The organism is Corynebacterium jeikeium (assembly GCF_028609885.1).
Lineage (GTDB): Bacteria > Actinomycetota > Actinomycetes > Mycobacteriales > Mycobacteriaceae > Corynebacterium > Corynebacterium jeikeium.
In genome coordinates this window covers 745,269-763,283 of the sequence record NZ_CP063195.1, presented here as the reverse complement: position 1 = coordinate 763,283, position 18,015 = coordinate 745,269, and the positions used below count along the sequence as shown (strand labels likewise).

Annotated in this window: 15 protein-coding genes; 6 read left to right on the top strand and 9 right to left on the bottom strand. The window is 61.1% G+C overall.

The features are described 5' to 3' along the window. The first annotated feature begins 67 nt into the window (after nucleotides 1–67). Nucleotides 68–1,849, top strand: coding sequence for a GMC oxidoreductase (locus CJEIK_RS03315; protein WP_005296282.1), 1,782 nt, complete (start codon nucleotides 68–70; stop codon nucleotides 1,847–1,849). 10 nt (nucleotides 1,850–1,859) lie between these two features. Beyond that, nucleotides 1,860–2,336 carry a guanyl-specific ribonuclease gene (locus CJEIK_RS03310; protein WP_005296284.1) on the top strand — a complete coding sequence of 159 codons (477 nt, stop codon included), beginning with the start codon at nucleotides 1,860–1,862 and terminating at the stop codon, nucleotides 2,334–2,336. Nucleotides 2,337–2,341: 5 nt separating this feature from the next. On the opposite strand, the gene CJEIK_RS03305 is transcribed toward CJEIK_RS03310, so the two are convergent. Both CJEIK_RS03305 and CJEIK_RS03300 read right to left on the bottom strand, forming a co-directional pair. After that, entirely contained in the window at nucleotides 2,342–3,652 is a 1,311-nt protein-coding gene (locus CJEIK_RS03305) for a deoxyguanosinetriphosphate triphosphohydrolase (protein ID WP_005296286.1), read from the bottom strand. Nucleotides 3,653–3,683: 31 nt separating this feature from the next. Next, nucleotides 3,684–4,325 (bottom strand): YdcF family protein, encoded by a 642-nt coding sequence (locus CJEIK_RS03300; protein WP_005296288.1) that lies wholly within the window; start codon nucleotides 4,323–4,325, stop codon nucleotides 3,684–3,686. 38 nt (nucleotides 4,326–4,363) lie between these two features. On the opposite strand from CJEIK_RS03300, the gene CJEIK_RS03295 reads away from it, so the two are divergent. Next, nucleotides 4,364–6,349, top strand: a complete 1,986-nt coding sequence (locus tag CJEIK_RS03295) for a TPM domain-containing protein (RefSeq protein WP_005296290.1) — start codon at nucleotides 4,364–4,366, stop codon at nucleotides 6,347–6,349. A 514-nt stretch (nucleotides 6,350–6,863) separates the two neighbouring features. Here CJEIK_RS03295 and CJEIK_RS03290 read toward each other — a convergent pair. Beyond that, nucleotides 6,864–8,444: an inorganic phosphate transporter gene (locus CJEIK_RS03290; RefSeq protein WP_049780542.1), complete on the bottom strand. Its 1,581-nt coding sequence runs from the start codon at nucleotides 8,442–8,444 to the stop codon at nucleotides 6,864–6,866. 535 nt (nucleotides 8,445–8,979) lie between these two features. On the opposite strand from CJEIK_RS03290, the gene CJEIK_RS03285 reads away from it, so the two are divergent. After that, nucleotides 8,980–10,188, top strand: a complete 1,209-nt coding sequence (locus tag CJEIK_RS03285; protein ID WP_005297392.1) for an IS110 family RNA-guided transposase — start codon at nucleotides 8,980–8,982, stop codon at nucleotides 10,186–10,188. A 174-nt stretch (nucleotides 10,189–10,362) separates the two neighbouring features. On the opposite strand, the gene CJEIK_RS03280 is transcribed toward CJEIK_RS03285, so the two are convergent. Beyond that, nucleotides 10,363–10,980, bottom strand: coding sequence for a hypothetical protein (locus CJEIK_RS03280; RefSeq protein WP_005296295.1), 618 nt, complete (start codon nucleotides 10,978–10,980; stop codon nucleotides 10,363–10,365). Nucleotides 10,981–10,982: 2 nt separating this feature from the next. After that, nucleotides 10,983–12,362 (bottom strand): glycine--tRNA ligase, encoded by a 1,380-nt coding sequence (locus tag CJEIK_RS03275; protein ID WP_034965238.1) that lies wholly within the window; start codon nucleotides 12,360–12,362, stop codon nucleotides 10,983–10,985. A gap of 322 nt (nucleotides 12,363–12,684) precedes the next feature. Here CJEIK_RS03275 and CJEIK_RS03270 point away from each other — a divergent pair, with 322 nt between their 5' ends. Together CJEIK_RS03270 and CJEIK_RS03265 are read left to right on the top strand one after the other, a co-directional pair. Further along, nucleotides 12,685–13,869: an IS256-like element IS3503 family transposase gene (locus tag CJEIK_RS03270; RefSeq protein ID WP_011018353.1), complete on the top strand. Its 1,185-nt coding sequence runs from the start codon at nucleotides 12,685–12,687 to the stop codon at nucleotides 13,867–13,869. A gap of 193 nt (nucleotides 13,870–14,062) precedes the next feature. Continuing rightward, nucleotides 14,063–15,241, top strand: a complete 1,179-nt coding sequence (locus CJEIK_RS03265) for an IS256-like element IS1249 family transposase (RefSeq protein WP_005323424.1) — start codon at nucleotides 14,063–14,065, stop codon at nucleotides 15,239–15,241. On the opposite strand, the gene CJEIK_RS03260 is transcribed toward CJEIK_RS03265, so the two are convergent. From CJEIK_RS03260 to CJEIK_RS03245, 4 genes are read right to left on the bottom strand one after another with little or no spacing between them, the layout of a single operon-like run. Next, on the bottom strand, nucleotides 15,212–15,523 hold the full coding sequence (locus CJEIK_RS03260) for an HAD family hydrolase (RefSeq protein ID WP_225746010.1): 312 nt from the start codon (nucleotides 15,521–15,523) through the stop codon (nucleotides 15,212–15,214). The two genes, CJEIK_RS03265 and CJEIK_RS03260, sit on opposite strands and share 30 nt — an antisense overlap. After that, on the bottom strand, nucleotides 15,516–15,914 hold the full coding sequence (locus CJEIK_RS03255; RefSeq protein ID WP_005296305.1) for a hypothetical protein: 399 nt from the start codon (nucleotides 15,912–15,914) through the stop codon (nucleotides 15,516–15,518). The genes CJEIK_RS03260 and CJEIK_RS03255 overlap by 8 nt, the downstream gene beginning before the upstream one ends. A 23-nt stretch (nucleotides 15,915–15,937) precedes the next feature. Then, a complete protein-coding gene (mshC, locus tag CJEIK_RS03250; protein ID WP_005296309.1) occupies nucleotides 15,938–17,152 on the bottom strand; it encodes a cysteine--1-D-myo-inosityl 2-amino-2-deoxy-alpha-D-glucopyranoside ligase in 1,215 nt (404 codons plus the stop codon). A 16-nt stretch (nucleotides 17,153–17,168) separates the two neighbouring features. Beyond that, the gene (locus tag CJEIK_RS03245) at nucleotides 17,169–18,014 is read right to left on the bottom strand and encodes an undecaprenyl-diphosphate phosphatase (RefSeq protein ID WP_005296312.1); all 846 of its coding nucleotides are present in this window, start codon (nucleotides 18,012–18,014) and stop codon (nucleotides 17,169–17,171) included. Nucleotide 18,015: the final 1 nt, after the last annotated feature.

Below are 18,015 nucleotides of genomic sequence, written 5' to 3'. Positions count from 1 at the left end.
GAGCCGAGCACTAACGTGTTCAAAATAGGATCTACGTCACACTGCACTAACACGAAGGACCACTCCCATGACTGACTCGCAGGCCAACGCGCAGGCTGCTCCGCAAGCTGCCTCGTCGACAACCGGAAACGCATCTACCCACTACGACGTGCTGATCATCGGCTCCGGCTTCGGCGGTTCCACCACCGCTCTGCGCCTGGTGGAGAAGGGGTACAAGGTCGGCATCCTCGAGGCCGGCCGCCGATTCAAGGATGAAGAGTTTGCCAAGAACTCCTGGCACCTCAAGGACTTCCTGTGGATGCCGCAGATCGGCCTGTACGGCATCCAGCGCATCCACCTGCTCAAGGACGTGATGATCCTCGCTGGCGCGGGCGTGGGCGGCGGCTCGCTGAACTACGCGAACACGCTGTATCAGCCGGGCGAGGCATACTTCAACGACAAGCAGTGGAACACCATCACCGACTGGGAAGACGAGCTGACCCCCTACTACCAGCAAGCCCAAAAGATGCTCGGCGTGGTGGAGAACCCCACCATGACCCCCGCCGACGTGTACTCCAAGAAGGTTGCCGAGGAGATGGGCGTGGGCGACACATTCCGCATGGCGCCCGTCGGAGTCTTCTTTGGAGAAAAGGTCGGGCTCGAAGGTAAGCCGTGTGAGACTGTGAAGGATCCATACTTCGGTGGCGTTGGCCCCGATCGCACCGCTTGCCACGAGTGCGGCGAGTGCATGACCGGCTGCCGCCACGGTGCGAAAAACACCCTGCTGAAGAACTACCTATACCTGGCCGAGAAGGGCGGGGCGAAAGTCCACGACCGCACCACCGTCACCGACATCACCTTCGATGGCACCACCTGGACGGTGCAGGCCAAGCAGACCGGGCCGATCACCAAGCGCAACCCGCAGACCAGCACCTTCACCGCAGATAACCTCGTCGTCGCCGCGGGCACCTGGGGCACTCAGAACCTGCTGCACCGCCAGAAGGCCAACGGCAACCTGCCGAAGCTGTCGGACAAGCTGGGCCACCTCACCCGCACGAACTCCGAGGCGCTGCTGGGTGCGAACCGTTCGACCTACTCCCCCGACATGGATTTCTCCGAGGGCGTGGCCATCACCTCCTCCTACTTCCCCGCCCCGGATACGCACATCGAGCCGGTGCGCTACGGCAAGGGCTCCAACGCGATGGGCCTGCTGCAGACCCTCATGACCGACGGCGATAAGCTACAGCCCCGTTTCCTGGAGTTCATCAAGCAAATCTTCCTGCAATACAAGGCGATCCCTCGCCTGGTGAACCTAAACAAGTGGTCGCAGCGTACCGTCATCAACCTGGTGATGCAGACCCGCGATAACTCCCTGCGTACGTTCCTGCGCAAGATCGGCCCGTTCAACATGCTGAGCTCCGAACAGGGCACCGGCGAGCCAAACCCCTCCTGGATCCCCGAGGGCAACGCAGCCACCCGCATCCTGGCGAAGATGCTGCCGAAGGGTGTTGCTGGCGGCGTATGGTCAGAGGTCTTCAACATCCCGCTGACCGCGCACTTCCTGGGCGGTTGCGTGATCGGCTCCTCGCCCGAGCACGGCGTGGTGGACCCCTACCACCGCGCTTGGGGCTACCCGAGCTTGTTCATCACCGACGGTTCCGCCATCACCGCGAACCCGGGCGTGAACCCCTCCCTGTCCATCACCGCGAATGCCGAGCGCGCCGCCGCCATGTGGCCGAACAAGGGCGAGGCCGACCCGCGCCCGCCGCAGTCCGAGGGCTACCGCCGCATCAACCCTGTGCAGCCGAACAACCCAATCGTTCCGGACGACGCCCCGGCCGCCCTCCGCCTGCCACTGCGCGTGCTCTAAACTCTTCCCTATGTCTCAGGGAAGTTCGCAGGGCCTTTCGAATAGCCTCGTGCCCAAGAAGTGGGCCAAGTACGCCACGCCGGTTGTCGGCGCGGCGATCGTCGCGGCCGGTTGGTTCGGCCTGCAAGGCGACGATGGAGCCGACGGAAACGGCGGTACAGCTTCTGGTGTTTCTAGCAATGACGCCGACACCTGCGCCGTTGACACCCTCCCGCCGGAAGCAAAGAAGCAGATCGACGACATTCTGCAGGGAGCCCCGCCGGACGACGGAGATGCCGACGGCAAGCACTTCGGCAACTACGAAGGCCTACTACCGAAGGAGAAGGGCGACTACTACCGCGAATACACCGTGAAGACCCCGGGGCTTAACCACCGGGGCGAGCGCCGCATCGTCGTCGGTGGCGGCACTGAAACCGACCCGGATGTGTGGTACTACACGTCCGACCACTTCGAGAGCTTCTGCTCTATCCCCGACGCGGAGGACTAGGCCGCTTAGGCCCAGGCGGCGCTGATTCCGCTGGCGCGCTTGTCCAGCCGCTCCAACCGGGATTCCGTCAGCGAAGCCACCTGGTCGATGACTACGCGGCGTGCTTCGCGGTCGGAGGCGGCGGCGTCAAACCACGAAGAAAACATCGGGTCCAGCGCGCCCGAGCCGCCGCGCCACAAGTAGTCCGTGACGCGGAAGATGCGCTCGCGCTGGCGCTGCTGGTTGGCCAGATGCTGGGCCTCGTCCATGACGTACAGGACCGCGACGGACTTCAGCAGCGTAACCTCCGCCTGCACGGGCTCGGGGATCACCAGATCGGCGGCGTAGCGACCAAGTGCCTCCTCGCCGAACTGCTGGCGGGTGCCCGTGACGGCGGCGGTGACGAAGCGGGAAACCAACTCCGAGGTCATCGCCTTCAGTGCTGCGAGGTCTTGCATCGAACCGCCGAAATCAGCTGCGCGGGAAACCAACGTCATGGCACGCAGGCGGTCGGCAGCCTCCAGCAGCTCCTCCGGGGTGCCACCGAACACGCGGGCGCCCTTCTCCGCCAGCGCGGCTAGCTCCACCAGATCCCACAGCACGCCGAAGTCGATGCGCCCGGAAAGAATGCCGTCTTCCACGTCGTGCACCGAGTACGCGACGTCATCGGACCAGTCCATGATCTGCGCCTCCAGGCACTTCCGCCCCTCGGGCGCGCCCTCGCGGATCCACTTGAGAGTCTCCACGTCCTCGGCGTAGGCGGAGTACTTGGCGCGCTTGTTGCCGTGCTCGTCGACCGGCCCCCACGGGTATTTGCAGGCTGCATCCAGGCTGGCGCGGGTGAGGTTCAGGCCGTAGGAGACGGGCACGGCGCCTGCATCAGTGCCAGCACCGACGGCGCTGTCCCCCAGCACCTTCGGTTCCAAACGCGAAAGAATGCGCAGCGTCTGCGCGTTGCCCTCGAAGCCTCCGCAGTCGGCGGCAGCCTCATCCAGCGCACGCTCCCCGTTGTGGCCATACGGCGGATGGCCAATGTCGTGGCTCAGCCCCGCCAGCTCCGTCAGGTCCGGGTCCGCACCCAACGTCTTGCCGATCCCACGGGCGATCTGCGCGACCTCCAACGAGTGTGTCAGGCGGGTACGCGGTGTATCCCCCGATCCCGGCCCCACGACCTGCGTCTTATCCGCCAGCCGCCGCAGCGCCGCAGAGTGCAGCACGCGCGCCCGGTCTCGGTCGAAGCTATCGCGCCCGTCCACCACAGCCCCGGGCAGCCCCAGGGTCTTCGGCCGATCCGGCAGCCGCCGCTGCTCGTCGTGATCACTATAGGGGTAACGCATGTCCTCTTCTCACTTCTCTAACGGCGCTCAACTACCGGCGTTTCTCTACTGCCTCGTAATACAGCATGCCCAACGTCTCGTGCAGGATCGAGTTGGCCTGCGACTTTCGGGTGAACACCGAAGGCCCCTGGCGGGTGGGGCTCGCCCACGCATCCAATCCCTGATCGCGCACCATCCGGGTAGCTCGCAGCGAGTGCTCCGGATCCGTCACCACCACGGAAGTCCGCCAACCGTTTTCGCTCGCCACCTGTGCGAACGCCTCCGCGGATTTCAGCGTATCCGCGCCTTCCTCCACCGGCACTACCGCCGAATCTGGAATGTCGAAGTTCTCCACCAGGTACTTCTTGCCCGCAGCCGCCTCGGTGTATTGGTCGCCCTCTGCTTTTCCGCCCACGGTGACGATCGTCGGCGCCACACCTTGCTTGTACAGCTCCGCTGCGTGATTCAGACGAGATGCGAACCAGTTTGATGGGCTGCCTGCATACTGCGCCGCCCCCAGCACAAAGATCGTGTCGGCCGGGCGCCTGTCGTCCGCCCGTGCAAAGTGCCACACCTGGAAAGCCGTCACGCCAAACACACCCGCAGCCACCAAGAGGATGGTTAACAGCGTGATGAGGACATACTTCACCACGCGCTTCACCGGATGCCGTGCTTTAGCCATGCGCAAAACCATACGCGGTTTCCCCTGTATTTTTCGTTAAGGTGGGCTGTATGAAACCGACTTTTTCCACCACTCGCTTCCTGGCAATCCTAGCTGCCGGCGCCGTCCTCGGATTTGGCTCTTTTCTTATTGACGCCCCCTCGGCCCCAGCCGCCACTGCCACCAGCGAGGTACAGCTAACGTCCCAGCTCGTTGACGAGTCCGGGGTGTTGTCTGAACAGGAAAAAGCGGACATTTCGGCGTCATTAAAAGAAGCAACCAAAGAATCCGGCAAGAAGCTCTACGTCGTCTTCGTCCCGACTGCGGCAGACAGCATCAATACGATGGCCGAGCAGCTGCGGGAACAGGACGGCACCGATAACGTAATTGTGCTGGCAGTGGCCACCGAAACGCGGCAGATCGGCTACGCCGCCGGGCCGAAGGTAAAGACTAGCGAGGCAGAGAAGCTGCAGGACGCGGCACGGGAGCACTTCGCCGACGACGATTGGGCCGGGGGCGCGCAGGCCGCGGCGGACAAGCTGGCGGGCAAGACCTCCACGGCATCAAAGGTATGGATGGGCGCCGGAGCCGTCGGTGTGGTCGGCGCGGGTGCCGGTGCCTTTGCGTGGTCCCGCCGCAATAGGAAGAAGACGCACGCGCAGCAACTAGAAACCGCTCGCGAGATCGACCCGGGCAACATCGACGACCTGTACAAGCAGCCCACTGAGGTGCTGCGCGAGCTGGCGGATGAGGAACTGCACAGTACCGACGAATCCATCCGCAAGGGCGATGAAGAGCTAGCCGTCGCGCGCGGAGAGTTCGGCGAGGAGCGCACCCGCGACCTAGCCAAGGCGTTGCAGCACAGCCGCACGACTCTGAACAAGGCCTACAGCATGAACGAGCGGCTACGCTCCGGGCTGGTGACCACCGAGCCAGAACAGCGCGACCTGCTGATCGAAATCGTGTCTACCTGTGGGCAGGCAGACGACAACCTGGACGGGCAGGCCGCGCGCTTTGCCGAGCTACGGCAGAAGCTGATGGATGCGCCCCAGCTGGTGGAGAAGCTCCGCCAGACCAGCATCAGTCTGCACAACCGCATTCCGAATGCGCGGGAGATTCTCAGCGATGCCGAAACTCGCGTGGACCCGGCGCTGCTGGAGTCTGTACGCCAAAACCCGGATGTTGCCGAGGACGAGCTGGCGGAGGCCGAAAAGGCGCTGGACTCTGCACGCGGACTGCTGGACAAGCCAGCCGGGCAGCAAGGCGGGCTGATCGACGCACTTGGTGCCGCGCGCATGGCACTGCAGCAGGCGGATTCGCAGCTGCTGGCCGTGGAGCGTGCGGAGGAGCACTTGCGGTCGGCGCAGTCCAACCTGCCCGCGCTGATCACCGAGGTGGAAGAGGAAATTGCGGAGGCCGGGCAGTTGGATAGGTCCGGCGCTGACTTGGACCGGAAGGGCTTGTACGAGGCCGTAGAGCAGGCCCGCGAGGCGCTGGAGAAGGCGCGGGCTGAAGGTTCTTCGGATCCGCTAGGCAGTTACTCCCAACTGCTGGAAGCCGACGGTGTACTGGACATTCAGCTCGACGAGGCGCGCGGCAAGGCCAGCGACTTTGCCCGGACTGTGAACATGGTGGATCGGACGGTCATGGATGCCTCACAGCGGTTGGAGGCTGTGGAGGATCTGATTAAGAACCGTCGGCGGATCATCGGCGTGGATACGCGCACGGCGGCTCAGGCCGCGCGGACTGCTCTGGATGAAGCTGAGCAGCTGCGGACGGAGGATCCGAAGCGGGCGCTGCGGGCAGCCCAGCGGGCTAGCCAGCTGGCGCAGCAGGCCAGCGCGCAGGCGCGTAAGGATATCGACGACTTCAACCGTCGCAACAGCGGCTACGGCGGGTTCGGCGGTAGTGGCGGCGGCAACTTTGTGACGGGCATGGTGCTGGGCTCGCTGCTGAGCGGCAACGGTGGTTTCGGCGGCGGCTTTGGTGGCGGTGGCTTTGGTGGTGGCTTCGGTGGCGGTGGAGACTTCGGCGGCAGCGGCTCCTCCAGCTTCTAGCTGCGTCTCCTTCAACTAACAGCTGGGGCGGGGCCGGTCGGCTAGCTGCGACTTCTCCAGCTTCCAGCCGAGTCTCCTCCCACTTCTGGCTGGGATACTGGGCTTAGCCCCACCCTGAATTCCGTTAAATGTCGCTAAAGTGGGAATACGTTATTGGCAACTATTTCCACATATGCAAACCTGCAGGTCAGCGAGTTGCTGAGAAATTGGAATCCGGATTCAATTTTGCAGATTCCCACTTTAACGACATTTACGCCTATCTCAGCCCTTCAGACCCGCCAAGCCAGAAGACCTCGCCCCTTTCAGACCCGCCAAGACAGAGGCCCCAAACCTCGGATCGACTCGAGCAGGCCCCCACATTCTGGCGCCCCCGCATTCTCCGGGCAGTAAAAAAGCGCCCGCCCAGAGGGGGGCGAGCGCCTTAGGTCAGCTGGCCGGGCTAGCAACCTCAGCCAGGCCGAGCCTGCAGTAGCAAGCCAGCCAGCCGAGGTAAGCCAGCGGCAAGCAGTTAGCTTTAGAAGATCACGCGAAGAACCGCGACGGTACCACTGGAGATGATCGCAGCAGCCGGCAGAGTGATAACCCAAGCCAGGGCGATGGGCTTCATCAGACCCCAATTGGCATCCTTATTAACCAGGCCAACGCCCAGAACAGCACCAATCAGAATGTGGGTGGAGGAAACCGGCAGACCCAGCACGGATGCGCCCATAACCACGGCAGCTGCAGACAGCTCTGCAGCAAAGCCAGAGGCCGGGTGCATCTTGGTCAGGCCGGAACCAACGGTGCGGATAACGAAGCGGCCAATGAACCACAGGCCAGCAATCAAGGCAACACCCATGGCAACCATGACCGGCAGAGCCACAGCGGACTCCTCAGAGATGGAGTTCGTCTTCAACACATCCAGCACTGCAACGAACGGTCCAAGCGCGTTAGCGATGTCGTTGGAGCCGTGGCTGAATGCGAATGCAGATGCGGTGAACACCTGCATCCAGCTGAACAGCAGGAAGGTCGAGCGGTTTAGCGCCTGCTTCTTCAGGGTGCGGGAGAAGATGTAAACAGCCATCCAAACAACGGCTGCCACCATGCCCATGATCAGGAAGTTGCCCAGGCTGGACAGCTCCAGGTTCATGTTCTTCAGACCCTTGAACAGCAGCATCGCGGAGATGATGATGGAACCAACTGCGGCCAGCATCGGCACCCAGGTATCCAGAGCGTGGTGCGCCTCAACGTCCTCAATGGACTTATTGATGCGGTGCAGCTTCTTGTAGTAATCGGACTCCAGGTCCTCCTCAGTGAAGTCGTGCTCGCGCATCGTTGTCGAGTCACGAATCATCGCATCGGTCAGAGCCAGCTGCTCTTCCTCGCTGAGCTGACCGAAGGCGATCTTGTGCTGAATGTTCAGCTCCTTCTTTTCCTTCTTGATCTCATCGAGGCGCTGGTCCGCCAGCTCGTTGTAGACCAAGATGCCACGCTTAATCGCGCCATAAAGAAGGTATGCAACGATGCCGCCCAGTGCCGGAGACAGAACCCAAGAAATGGCGATCTTGCCAACCTCGCCCCACTGGACCATGGACCAGCCGCCAGTGCCGGTGATGAAGCCGACGGTCAAAGCCGCACCAACGATGCCGCCCACGATGGAGTGCGTGGTGGACACCGGCCAGCCCATGCGGGTCGCCACCAGCAGCCACACGGCCGCACCCAGCAGGGAGGCCATCATGATGTAGGCAAAGTTCATCGGCTCGAGGTTGTCGATAGCACCCAGGTCAACGATGCCGGAACGGACCGTATCCGTAACCTCGCCACCAGCCAGCACGGCACCGGAAACCTCGAAGATAGCGGCTACAACCAGAGCCTGCTTCAGACTCAGCGTGCCGGCGCCCACGGAGGTACCGAAGGAGTTCGCAACGTCGTTACCACCGATGTTGAACGCCATGAACACGGCGAAAATGATGGTGGTCAGCAGAACAATCAAGCTGGCGTTTTCACCAACGTAGTCGTGAGCCCACAGACTGAATGTCACCAAGGTGACGGCCATAAGACCGCCGAAAAACAGGTGCCACCACGTATTATTCTCATTTTCGGGCACAGGGGTGATGCCCGCGGCCGACGATGGCGCGGCCGTTTCGGTTGTCGTCGACAAGATTCCTCCAAAGCGTCAAGATGTCAGACAGAGCCACCTTGTCCGATGGAGGTAAAAAGAACGAGTTTTAATGTTGAACAGAAAGTTAACGAAGGTTGAACTCTTGCTACCTACGTAGGTTGGATTAACCCTCGACATGCAGCTTTGAGATACCCCAATCCCATTACGTTGTTGGCAGTTCCGCTTGAAGGAACTCAGGATTCGTACTCCTAGCCCCATGCTGGGGCAGGTTATGTTTGTCTGCGTTCCTTCTGCCTTGGGGCAGTGGAACTAGTCGCTGGCTTCGGTATGGCTTGTTTTCGTCCCTGTCTGAAAATGATCCGGGGGGTGATGCCGCCGAAGGCAGTGGCATACTCCAGACTGCTAATAGGAACCTGACCCGCACAGAATGTGCGAGGTCTCAAAGTAATGTGGATGCCAGCGTGAAGTATGTCCGACCACCAGCGATGAAATAAGTCCCATACTCATTCAATTCGCTAGGAGGTCTGGCATGACCTACGACTATGTCATCGGCATGGACGTCGGTAAATACTTTCACCACGCTTGCGTCTTAGATATCGACGGCACCCAGGTGCTATCTAAGCGCATCAACCAAAACGAAAAATCCCTGCGCGCACTGTTTTCAGCGTTCAGCGCACACGACCACAAGGTCCTTGTCGTCGTGGACCAGCCCAATAACATTGGTCGACTAACTGTCGCGGTTGCTCAAGAACTCGGGATCGACGTGCGCTACCTTCCCGGTTTGGCTATGCGTCAACTCTCGCGCATCCACGCTGGCAATGCCAAAACTGATATCCGGGACGCCTATATCATCGCCCACGCTGCAAAGAACCTTCCGGAATCCCTCCGCAGCGTCGACCGCGTCGAAGAAGCCTTCCTCCAGTTGAAGGTCCTCAACGGTATCGACGAAGATTTAGCGCGCTCCTACACCAGGCTCATCAATCAGATTCGAAGTGCACTAGTAGGCTGCTACCCGCAATTCGAACAGGCCCTTCGCGGTCAGATAATTCACCGCAAGTGGGTTCTGCACCTACTTGCACGCTACGGCGGACCGACCAAGATAAAACGCCTCGGAAAGGCCAAGGCAACTGCCTTCGCTCGACGCTATAAGGCACGCAATCCTGAACCTGTCCTCGATGCCATTTTCGCTGCCATCTCTGAGCAAACAGTTGCCATTGCTGGTGCACACTATGCCGAAATGGGCGTAGCAATGTCGGCGAAGGACGCGCTTTTAAAGCTCGAGCACCGCACACAAATCGAGCAGGAAGTCATCGAGCTCATCAACGACATCCCCCACACTCAAATCCTGCTATCCATGCCAGGAATCGGACCAAAGACGGCAGCACAAATTCTCATGACCGCGGGCGACATGACCGACTTCCCGACAGCTGGGCACCTAGCCTCTTACGCTGGCTTATCACCTCGGACAAACCAGTCCGGGACCTCGATCATGTCGAACTCACTGAACCGAGCCGGCAATAAAAAATTAAAGAACGCCCTATGGCAATCATCTTTTGCATCCATCAGATTCCACGAGCGTTCCCGGCAATTCTATGAACGAAAGCGCCGTGAAGGCAAAAGACACAACGCCGCAGTAGTAGCACTAGCCCGCAGACGACTCAACGTCCTCTACGCCATGATGCGCAACCACAAGCACTACCACGATCCCGCACCATCACAGGAAGACCTAGCAGCCTAGACACTAAGAGTAAAGATAGCCGACCGGGTAAAATCCCAGTCGGCTAGCAGCCATGCCCGAAAACAACACGACCAAACAACCCCGCAGAGAGAATCCGCCCCCAATTTCTCCACCCGCTAGGTTGACAACCTATATAGGAACACCCCCCCGAAAAAACCAAACCCAATCAGGTTTCTAGATAAACCCAATCCAGTAGAGCACCACGATCGGAATGCACAGCAACAGCGCAATAGTGATCGCCCACGAAGAACTGATCATCCGCGTCTCCATGCACAGTCGCGCCGCCCAGGAAATAAACACACGCACATCGATCGGCAGCTTCTCGCCCGCCCCTTCGAACTCCACGTGCAGGTTCCGCAAGCCACGGTTCTCGCTGGTGAACTGCCCTACCTTCTCGCCGTCGATATCCAGCACGAAGTTCTTCTTCGTCTCCGCAATGATCGTCACGTGGTGCCGGTCGGCCTGCACCTCGTAGCGATCCGACTTTCCGAAGCTCTTGCCGTTGCCGGTCACCGTCCAGGTGCCCGTCTGGGTCGTCGCCGAAGCGGTGCAGCCATTCTTTGTGACGCCACCGCCTCGCGACTCAGCGCCTGCAGAACTGTCCACAGCGCTGCCGGAAGCGTCACCGTCGTCGGGGTTGTGCAACTGCCACGTGTCACCACCGAAGCGGATGTTGGTGACGCCGCGCTCGTCGGCGAACTCCGCCACCTTCACGAGGTCATTGCTGGGGCCTTCGTAGATGGGGAACGTGTGCCCGTCACTCGGCAGGCCCCAGCGAATGTCAGCCGACATGCTTAGCAGCCCGCCAGTCGTTCAGCGAAGTAGCTCTGCAGATCCTCGATCTTGATGCGCTCCTGCTCCATGGTGTCGCGCTCGCGGACGGTCACGGCATTGTCCTCGAGAGTGTCGAAGTCGACGGTCACGCAGAATGGCGTGCCGATTTCGTCCTGGCGACGGTAGCGGCGACCGATAGCGCCGGAGGTGTCGTAATCCACGTTCCAGAAGCCACGCAGCTGGCCGGCGATCTTCTCCGCGGTCGGAGTCAGCGTTTCCTTCTTGGACAGAGGCAGAACGGCGATCTTGACGGGAGCTAGACGACGGTCCAGCTTCAGCACCGTGCGGGTATCCGTGCCACCCTTCGCATTCGGTACTTCTTCTTCCGTGTAGGCGTCAACAAGGAAGGCCATCATCGCACGGCCAAGGCCGGCGGCGGGCTCGATGGTGTAAGGGATCCAACGCTCCTCCGTGGTCTGGTCGTAGAAGCTCAAGTCCTCGCCCGAGCCCTCGGAGTGGACGCGCAGGTCGTAATCGGTGCGGTTGGCTACGCCCTCGAGCTCGCCCCACTTGGAGCCGTTGAAGTGGAAGGCGTACTCCACATCCACGGTGCGCTTGGAGTAGTGGGACAGCTTCTCCTTCGGGTGTTCGTAAAGACGCAGGTTCTCGGGCTTGATACCCAGGTCGATGTACCACTGGTGGCGGTCATCGATCCAGTACTGGTGCCACTCTTCGTCCTCGCCCGGCTTGACGAAGAACTCCATCTCCATCTGCTCGAACTCGCGGGTGCGGAAGATGAAGTTGCCCGGGGTGATCTCGTTACGGAAAGACTTACCAACCTGCGCGATACCGAACGGCGGCTTCTGACGGGAGGTGGTCATCACGTTCTTGAAGTTCGTGAAGATACCCTGCGCAGTCTCCGGGCGCAGGTAGTGCAGGCCTTCCTTATCGTCAACGGGCCCCAGGAAGGTCTTCAGCAGACCAGAGAAAGCCTTCGGCTCGGTCCAAGCGCCGGGCTGGCCGGTCTCCGGATCGTTGATGTCGGCCAGACCATTTGCCGGCGGGTGGCCGTGCTTCTCCTCATAAGCCTCCAGCAGGTGGTCCGCGCGGTAACGCTTGTGGGTGTGCAGGGACTCAACCAGCGGGTCAGTGAACACCTCAACGTGGCCGGAGACCTCCCACACGCGCTTCGGCAGAATCACGGAAGAATCCAGGCCCACAACATCGCGGCGGGAAGTAACCATGTGGCGCCACCACTGGCGCTTGATGTTCTCCTTCAACTCCACACCCAGCGGGCCGTAATCCCAGGCAGAGCGGGTGCCACCGTAGATCTCGCCGCAGGGATACACCAGCCCCCTGCGCTTGGCTAGGTTGACGACGGAATCAATGGTGCTTGCCATGGTTGGCGTGTCTCCTTGGTCGAGGTGTTCGTGCAGGAAATGCAGGTTTCGCTTTCCAGCTATTGTGCCCAACATTCTAACCCGTTCAAGGTGAAAGCCAACGGTCGGGGTGGGGCGCCTGGCGTTTCGCTGCAGTCGCCGCGGCAACTGGCCAAAGGGGCGTCATAAAAGGGTTAAGTAAAGAAAAGTGTGTCCGCATGCCACCATAACCCCAGACCACACACCACAAATCACCAAAGAATAGCTCCCCGAAAGCTATTACCCACACCATCCCGCACCTCCGGCCACATTTGTGCTAACCGCACACCGGTTGGATTAAAGGATGACCACCAACCGCCCCAGCTGCCCACTATGCGGCAACAACACAAAGAAAAACGGCACCACCAGCAAATCAACCACCCGTTGGCGCTGCACCCACTGCGGACACTCCTTTACCCGCAACACCCAAACCCACAACAAAAATACCGCCACCATGGCTTTGTTCATCCAATGGGCCACCGGCACCCAATCTCTAACCACCTTCGCCGCACACCATGGCGTAACCAGGCAAACCATGCACCACCGATTCCGATGGTGCTGGTGGATCATCCCCACACCCACCATCGACTCATTCCGCATCCATGACCAAATCTTCCTCGACGCGACCTATCTAAAGTCCGGATGCCTCCTGATCGCAGCCAGTAAAACCCACGTCATCAACTGGACCTGGGCCAGACACGAAACCACCGCCGCCTACACCGAACTCCTACGCCCCATTGCCGCACCACTAATCGCAGTCACAGACGGCGGACAAGGTGCCCAATCAGCCATCCACCACTGCTGGCCAACAACACGCATCCAACGCTGCCTCGTCCACGCCCAACGAACAGTCCGCCGCCACACCACCAGCAACCCCCGCACCGATGCCGGCAAAACCCTCTACCGCCTAGCCCTGAAACTCACTCGCATCACCGACCTTGACCAAGCATCCACATGGGTCGCCCACCTGCACGAATTCGACCACACCTACCGGGAATGGATGAACGAGAAAACCACCATCAAAGACCCTGCTACCGGCGCCTACACCAAGGTCTACACCCACCAACGCGTCCGAGCGGCCTATCAATCATTGCTATCTCTGCACCGCAGAGACCTGCTGTTTACCTACCTGCAACCCCCACCAACAACCATCGACCCCGACAACCTTGCAGCAACAACAAACAGCCTCGAAGGTGGCATCAACGCCCCCATAAAAGAACTAGCCCGCAGACACCGCGGACTATCACTACCGCATCAACGCACAGTGATGGATTGGTGGCTGTATCTACATACAGAAGTCCCTGACGATCCGGTCAAGATCGCCAGGGACCAACGATGGGGTCAAGACGCACTTTCCACAGCAACAGACCTGATCACCCACAACACCACAGCCACTACCAATGACATCGGTGCACCAGCAGAATACGACACCGCCATCGACACCAGCTACCAACACAACCTCGGCATCCAAAAAGGCTGGATCAAATAACCGCAACACGCCCGGAAAAGACACACTTTTCTGGGTTAAGGGTCAAAAAGTGTGTCCGGAATCGCGGATTTTCACGGATTGACCTGTAGGTTTCCGGAAAGTATATGCTCCGGAAGCATATATCTAGCCCCCGACGGGAAATCCTCGGTGTGGCAGCCGTGATGTGCTATGCGCGGCGTGGTGTGGTGTCGCAATGTCGAAGAACCAACCACGCTGCCACTGCGGCGGTGAAATGAAACGCAACGGCACCACCAGCAAAGGCACCACCAGATGGCGCTGCAAACAATGCGGCGCCTCCAGCGTCAAACGTCGAAACGACATCACCAACGCGGCAGTGTTCACCCAGTTCATCGAGCATTGCACCACCGCAATATCACTCGACGACCTAGCCAAACGAAACGGTGTTAGCCGCGCCACCATGAAGCGGCGCTTCAAGTGGTGCTGGCTCGTTGATGTGCCTGACCCCACCGCCGGCCACCACAAGCGGATCTACGACCAGGTATTTCTCGATGGCACCTACACCGCCGGTGGCTGCCTGATCGTCGCGGCGACCATCGACCACGTGATCGCCTGGCACTGGTGCAAACACGAAACCACCCGCGACTACCAACTGCTGCTTGAACGCATCGAAGCCCCACTCATCGCCGTCATCGACGGCGGCCAAGGCGCATACAGCGCAATCAAAAAGTGCTGGCCGACTACGAAAATTCAACGCTGCCTCGTCCACGCCCAACGCGTGGTCCGCCGCTACACCACCACCAACCCACGCACCGATGCCGGGCGCACCATCTACCGACTTGCGCTGAAACTGACCCGGATCACCACACTGGATGAAGCCGCCGCGTGGGGTGTGCAACTGCACGAGTTTTCAACGATCTACCGGGAATGGATGAACGAGAAAACCATGATCAAAGACCCCAAAACAGGTGCATGGACCCGCGTGTGGACCCACCACAACGTGCGCAAGGCCTACAACAGCCTCAACCATCTTTGGCGGTCCGAGATGCTGTTTGTCTACCTCAACCCGCCAGCAGGAGTCCTTGCGCCCGAGCGGATCAAATCCACCACCAACAGCTTAGAAGGCGGCATCAACGCCCAGCTCAAACTGCTCGCCAGAACCCACCGCGGCAGATCAGGCGAACGACAACGCCGCATGCTGGATTGGTGGCTCTACTTAAAAACGGAACTGCCTGACGATCCAGTACGAATCGCCAGGCAGTCCGACTGGGGCCAGGGCCAACTCGCCAAAGTATCCACCCTGACCCAAACCGAGAACCAAGCCGACCACGAAACAGGACGCCCAGCCCTCTACGACAACGCTATCGACACCGACTACACCCACTCAATCGGCATTCAAAAAGGCCAAATCTAACCCCCGCGACACGCCGAGCCAGACACACATTTTGACCCTTAACCCGTCGAACATCCAGGTGCGGTAACGCTCCAGGTCGCCGTCTTTAAGCTCGTAGCCCGCCCACTCGGCCACCACGCTCAAGGTGTTGGGGAAGCTGCCGCCGATGGTTCTAGCGCGCACCTCCGGGGTGAGCGGGCGGCCTAGCAGCTCGCCGAGCTCGAAGGTGGCCTTACCCCACAGCGGTTCGGTGTCGATGAGGGTGCCGTCCATGTCCCAGAGGACGGCCTTCGGCCTACTCAAGTTCCGGAAGCTCGTTGAGAGCCTCGTCCGTGGCGCCGGTGGCGGCCGCCGCACGGAACACCAAGGTCTCGATGTCGGCCTTCTCCTCCGGTTCAAGCACCGCGTTGGCGTGCTTTTCGTTGAACTCCTCGAGGTTCTCGTAGAACGGCGCCACGACCTTCACCAGCGCGTCGCCCTCAGGGTCGTCGCCAAGCAGATCGAGGGCGTCAAGGAACATCTCAAGCCGCTTCTTCAAATCCGGCAGCACCGCCGGGTCGAAAGGCTCTTCCCACAGGTCCTTGTCCTCGTCCTGCAGGTAGGAACCGGTGGCGAAGGTGTTCAGGTCGTCGATGAATTCGTCTACCTCGGGCTGAAACTGGGCCCGAATCGAGTTGTCCGCAGCTGCGCTCATGGGCCCATTGTGCGTGAGGCGCGCTAAATGCGCACCCCGAGCAGCCCGTCGAGGGCGGTGGCGATGATCTGGTTGCAGTCGCCGGCTGCGCCGTCGAGAAGCGAAAGTGCCTCCGGGGTGTTCAGATCGTCCGCAAGAATCGCGCGAAGCTTATCGACGACTTCCGTCGCCTCCGCCTCAGAAACCTCGCCGGCGAGCTGCTCGCGCCAACGCGTAAGGCGCTCCTCGGCCTCGGCCAGGATCGCGTCGGAGAAGTCCCGGTCCTCGCGGTAGTGGCCCGCAAAAACAGCCAGGCGGATCGCCGACGGGTCGTGGCCTGCCTCCGAGAGCTTGTGCACGAACACGAGGTTGCCCAGGGACTTGGACATCTTCACACCGTCGAGGGCGATCATGCCGGCGTGGACGTAGTGCCCGGCCATGCGCTCGACCTTTAGCGCGGCCTCAGCGTGGGCCGCGGAGAACTCGTGGTGCGGAAACGCCAGGTCAGACCCGCCGCCCTGGATGGCGAAGTGGCTGCCCAGGCGGTTGGTGGCAATCGCGGAGCACTCGACGTGCCAGCCCGGACGGCCCGGGCCGAACGGTGAGTCCCAGGCGGGCTCGCCCTCGCGGTGGCCGCGCCAGATCAGCGCGTCCAGCGGATCGCGCTTGCCCTCTCGATCCGGGTCGCCGCCACGTTCCGCGAAGTACTCCTCCATGGTGGCGCGGTCCAGGTTGGACTCGTAGCCGAACTGCTCGGTGGCGTCGATGGAGGCGTAAATGTCGCCCTGGTCGAGCTCGTAGGCGGCGCCGGCGTCGAGAAGCTGCTGCACCATCGCGATCACCTCGTCGACTGACTCCATCGCGCCGATGTAGTCGCGCGGCGGGATCACGGACAGGATCTCCATGTCGCTGCGGAACAGGTTGATCTGGCTGGTGCCGAGTTCGCGCCAGTCCACGCCGTCGCGCTCGGCGCGCTCGAACAGCGGGTCGTCCACGTCGGTGATGTTCTGCGCGTAGTGGACCTTGTGGCCGTTGGCGAGCAGCTGGCGCTGCGCCAGGTCGAAGGTGAGGTAGGTCGCGGCGTGGCCGAGGTGGGTGGAGTCGTACGGGGTAATGCCGCAGACGTACATCCCCACCTCCCCGTTCGCATCCGGGGTGGTGTCTACTTCTTTGACGCGCTGATCGGCGGTGTCGAAGAGCTTCAGCGGCACCGGGGTGCCGGCGACTACGGGTACGGACGGGTCGGGCCATGCATGCATGCGGACAACCCTACAACTAGGCGGCCATCACGCCAGTGCCGAGCAGCGCCATGACCAAAAGGCCCAGCGGAATGCGGTAGGCGGCGAACCACGCGAACGAGTGGTTGGACACGAACTTCAGCAGCCACGCAATGGAGATGTAGCCGACCACAAAGCCGATGCCGGAGCCGACGAGCAGCTGCAAACCGCTCGCCGCCTGGCCCGCCTGGGGGTCGAAAGCATCAGGCAGGGAGAACAGCCCGGAGGCCAGCACTGCCGGAATGGCTAGCAGGAAGGAGAAACGGGTGGCAACCTCGCGGTCGAGGTTGAGGAACAGACCGCCGGAAATGGTGCCGCCGGAGCGCGACACACCGGGGATGAGCGCCAGGCACTGCCACAGGCCCATCAGAACCGCGTCCTTCATGGTCAGTTCCTCGAAGCCGCGGGTCTTCTTGCCGCGGCGCTCGGCCAGGATGAACACCAGCGAGAACAGGATTAGCACGGTGGCGGTGATCCAGAGGTTGCGGAAGTTCTCGCGGATTAAGTCCTTGAGCAGCACGCCTGCAAGACCGACCGGGATGGTGCCGGCGATGACCATCCAGCCCATGCGGTAGTCGAAGTTCCGCTTGGATTTGTCCGCGAGGCCGGCGAACCAGGCGGTGAGAATGCGCCAGATGTCTTTGGCAAAGAAGACCAGCACGGCAAGCTCCGTTCCCAGCTGGATCACGGCGGTGAAGCTGGCGCCGGCGTCTTCGCCCCAAAACAGTTGGGAGACGATGCGCAGGTGGCCCGAGGAAGACACTGGCAGAAACTCGGTGAGGCCCTGGACAACAGACAGGACGATCACCTGGACCCAGGACATTGTGGTGGCGGGATCAGTCATG

What these genes read in the sequence shown, in the direction of transcription:
- mshC (WP_005296309.1), bottom strand. Translation starts at nt 17,152, where the DNA reads ATGCATGCATGGCCCGACCCGTCCGTACCCGTAGTCGCCGGCACCCCG.
- CJEIK_RS03275 (WP_034965238.1), bottom strand. Translation starts at nt 12,362, where the DNA reads ATGGCAAGCACCATTGATTCCGTCGTCAACCTAGCCAAGCGCAGGGGG.
- CJEIK_RS03305 (WP_005296286.1), bottom strand. Translation starts at nt 3,652, where the DNA reads ATGCGTTACCCCTATAGTGATCACGACGAGCAGCGGCGGCTGCCGGAT.
- CJEIK_RS03280 (WP_005296295.1), bottom strand. Translation starts at nt 10,980, where the DNA reads ATGTCGGCTGACATTCGCTGGGGCCTGCCGAGTGACGGGCACACGTTC.
- CJEIK_RS03265 (WP_005323424.1), top strand. Translation starts at nt 14,063, where the DNA reads ATGTCGAAGAACCAACCACGCTGCCACTGCGGCGGTGAAATGAAACGC.
- CJEIK_RS03295 (WP_005296290.1), top strand. Translation starts at nt 4,364, where the DNA reads ATGAAACCGACTTTTTCCACCACTCGCTTCCTGGCAATCCTAGCTGCC.
- CJEIK_RS03285 (WP_005297392.1), top strand. Translation starts at nt 8,980, where the DNA reads ATGACCTACGACTATGTCATCGGCATGGACGTCGGTAAATACTTTCAC.
- CJEIK_RS03310 (WP_005296284.1), top strand. Translation starts at nt 1,860, where the DNA reads ATGTCTCAGGGAAGTTCGCAGGGCCTTTCGAATAGCCTCGTGCCCAAG.
- CJEIK_RS03270 (WP_011018353.1), top strand. Translation starts at nt 12,685, where the DNA reads ATGACCACCAACCGCCCCAGCTGCCCACTATGCGGCAACAACACAAAG.
- CJEIK_RS03300 (WP_005296288.1), bottom strand. Translation starts at nt 4,325, where the DNA reads ATGGTTTTGCGCATGGCTAAAGCACGGCATCCGGTGAAGCGCGTGGTG.
- CJEIK_RS03315 (WP_005296282.1), top strand. Translation starts at nt 68, where the DNA reads ATGACTGACTCGCAGGCCAACGCGCAGGCTGCTCCGCAAGCTGCCTCG.
- CJEIK_RS03255 (WP_005296305.1), bottom strand. Translation starts at nt 15,914, where the DNA reads ATGAGCGCAGCTGCGGACAACTCGATTCGGGCCCAGTTTCAGCCCGAG.
- CJEIK_RS03245 (WP_005296312.1), bottom strand. Translation starts at nt 18,014, where the DNA reads ATGACTGATCCCGCCACCACAATGTCCTGGGTCCAGGTGATCGTCCTG.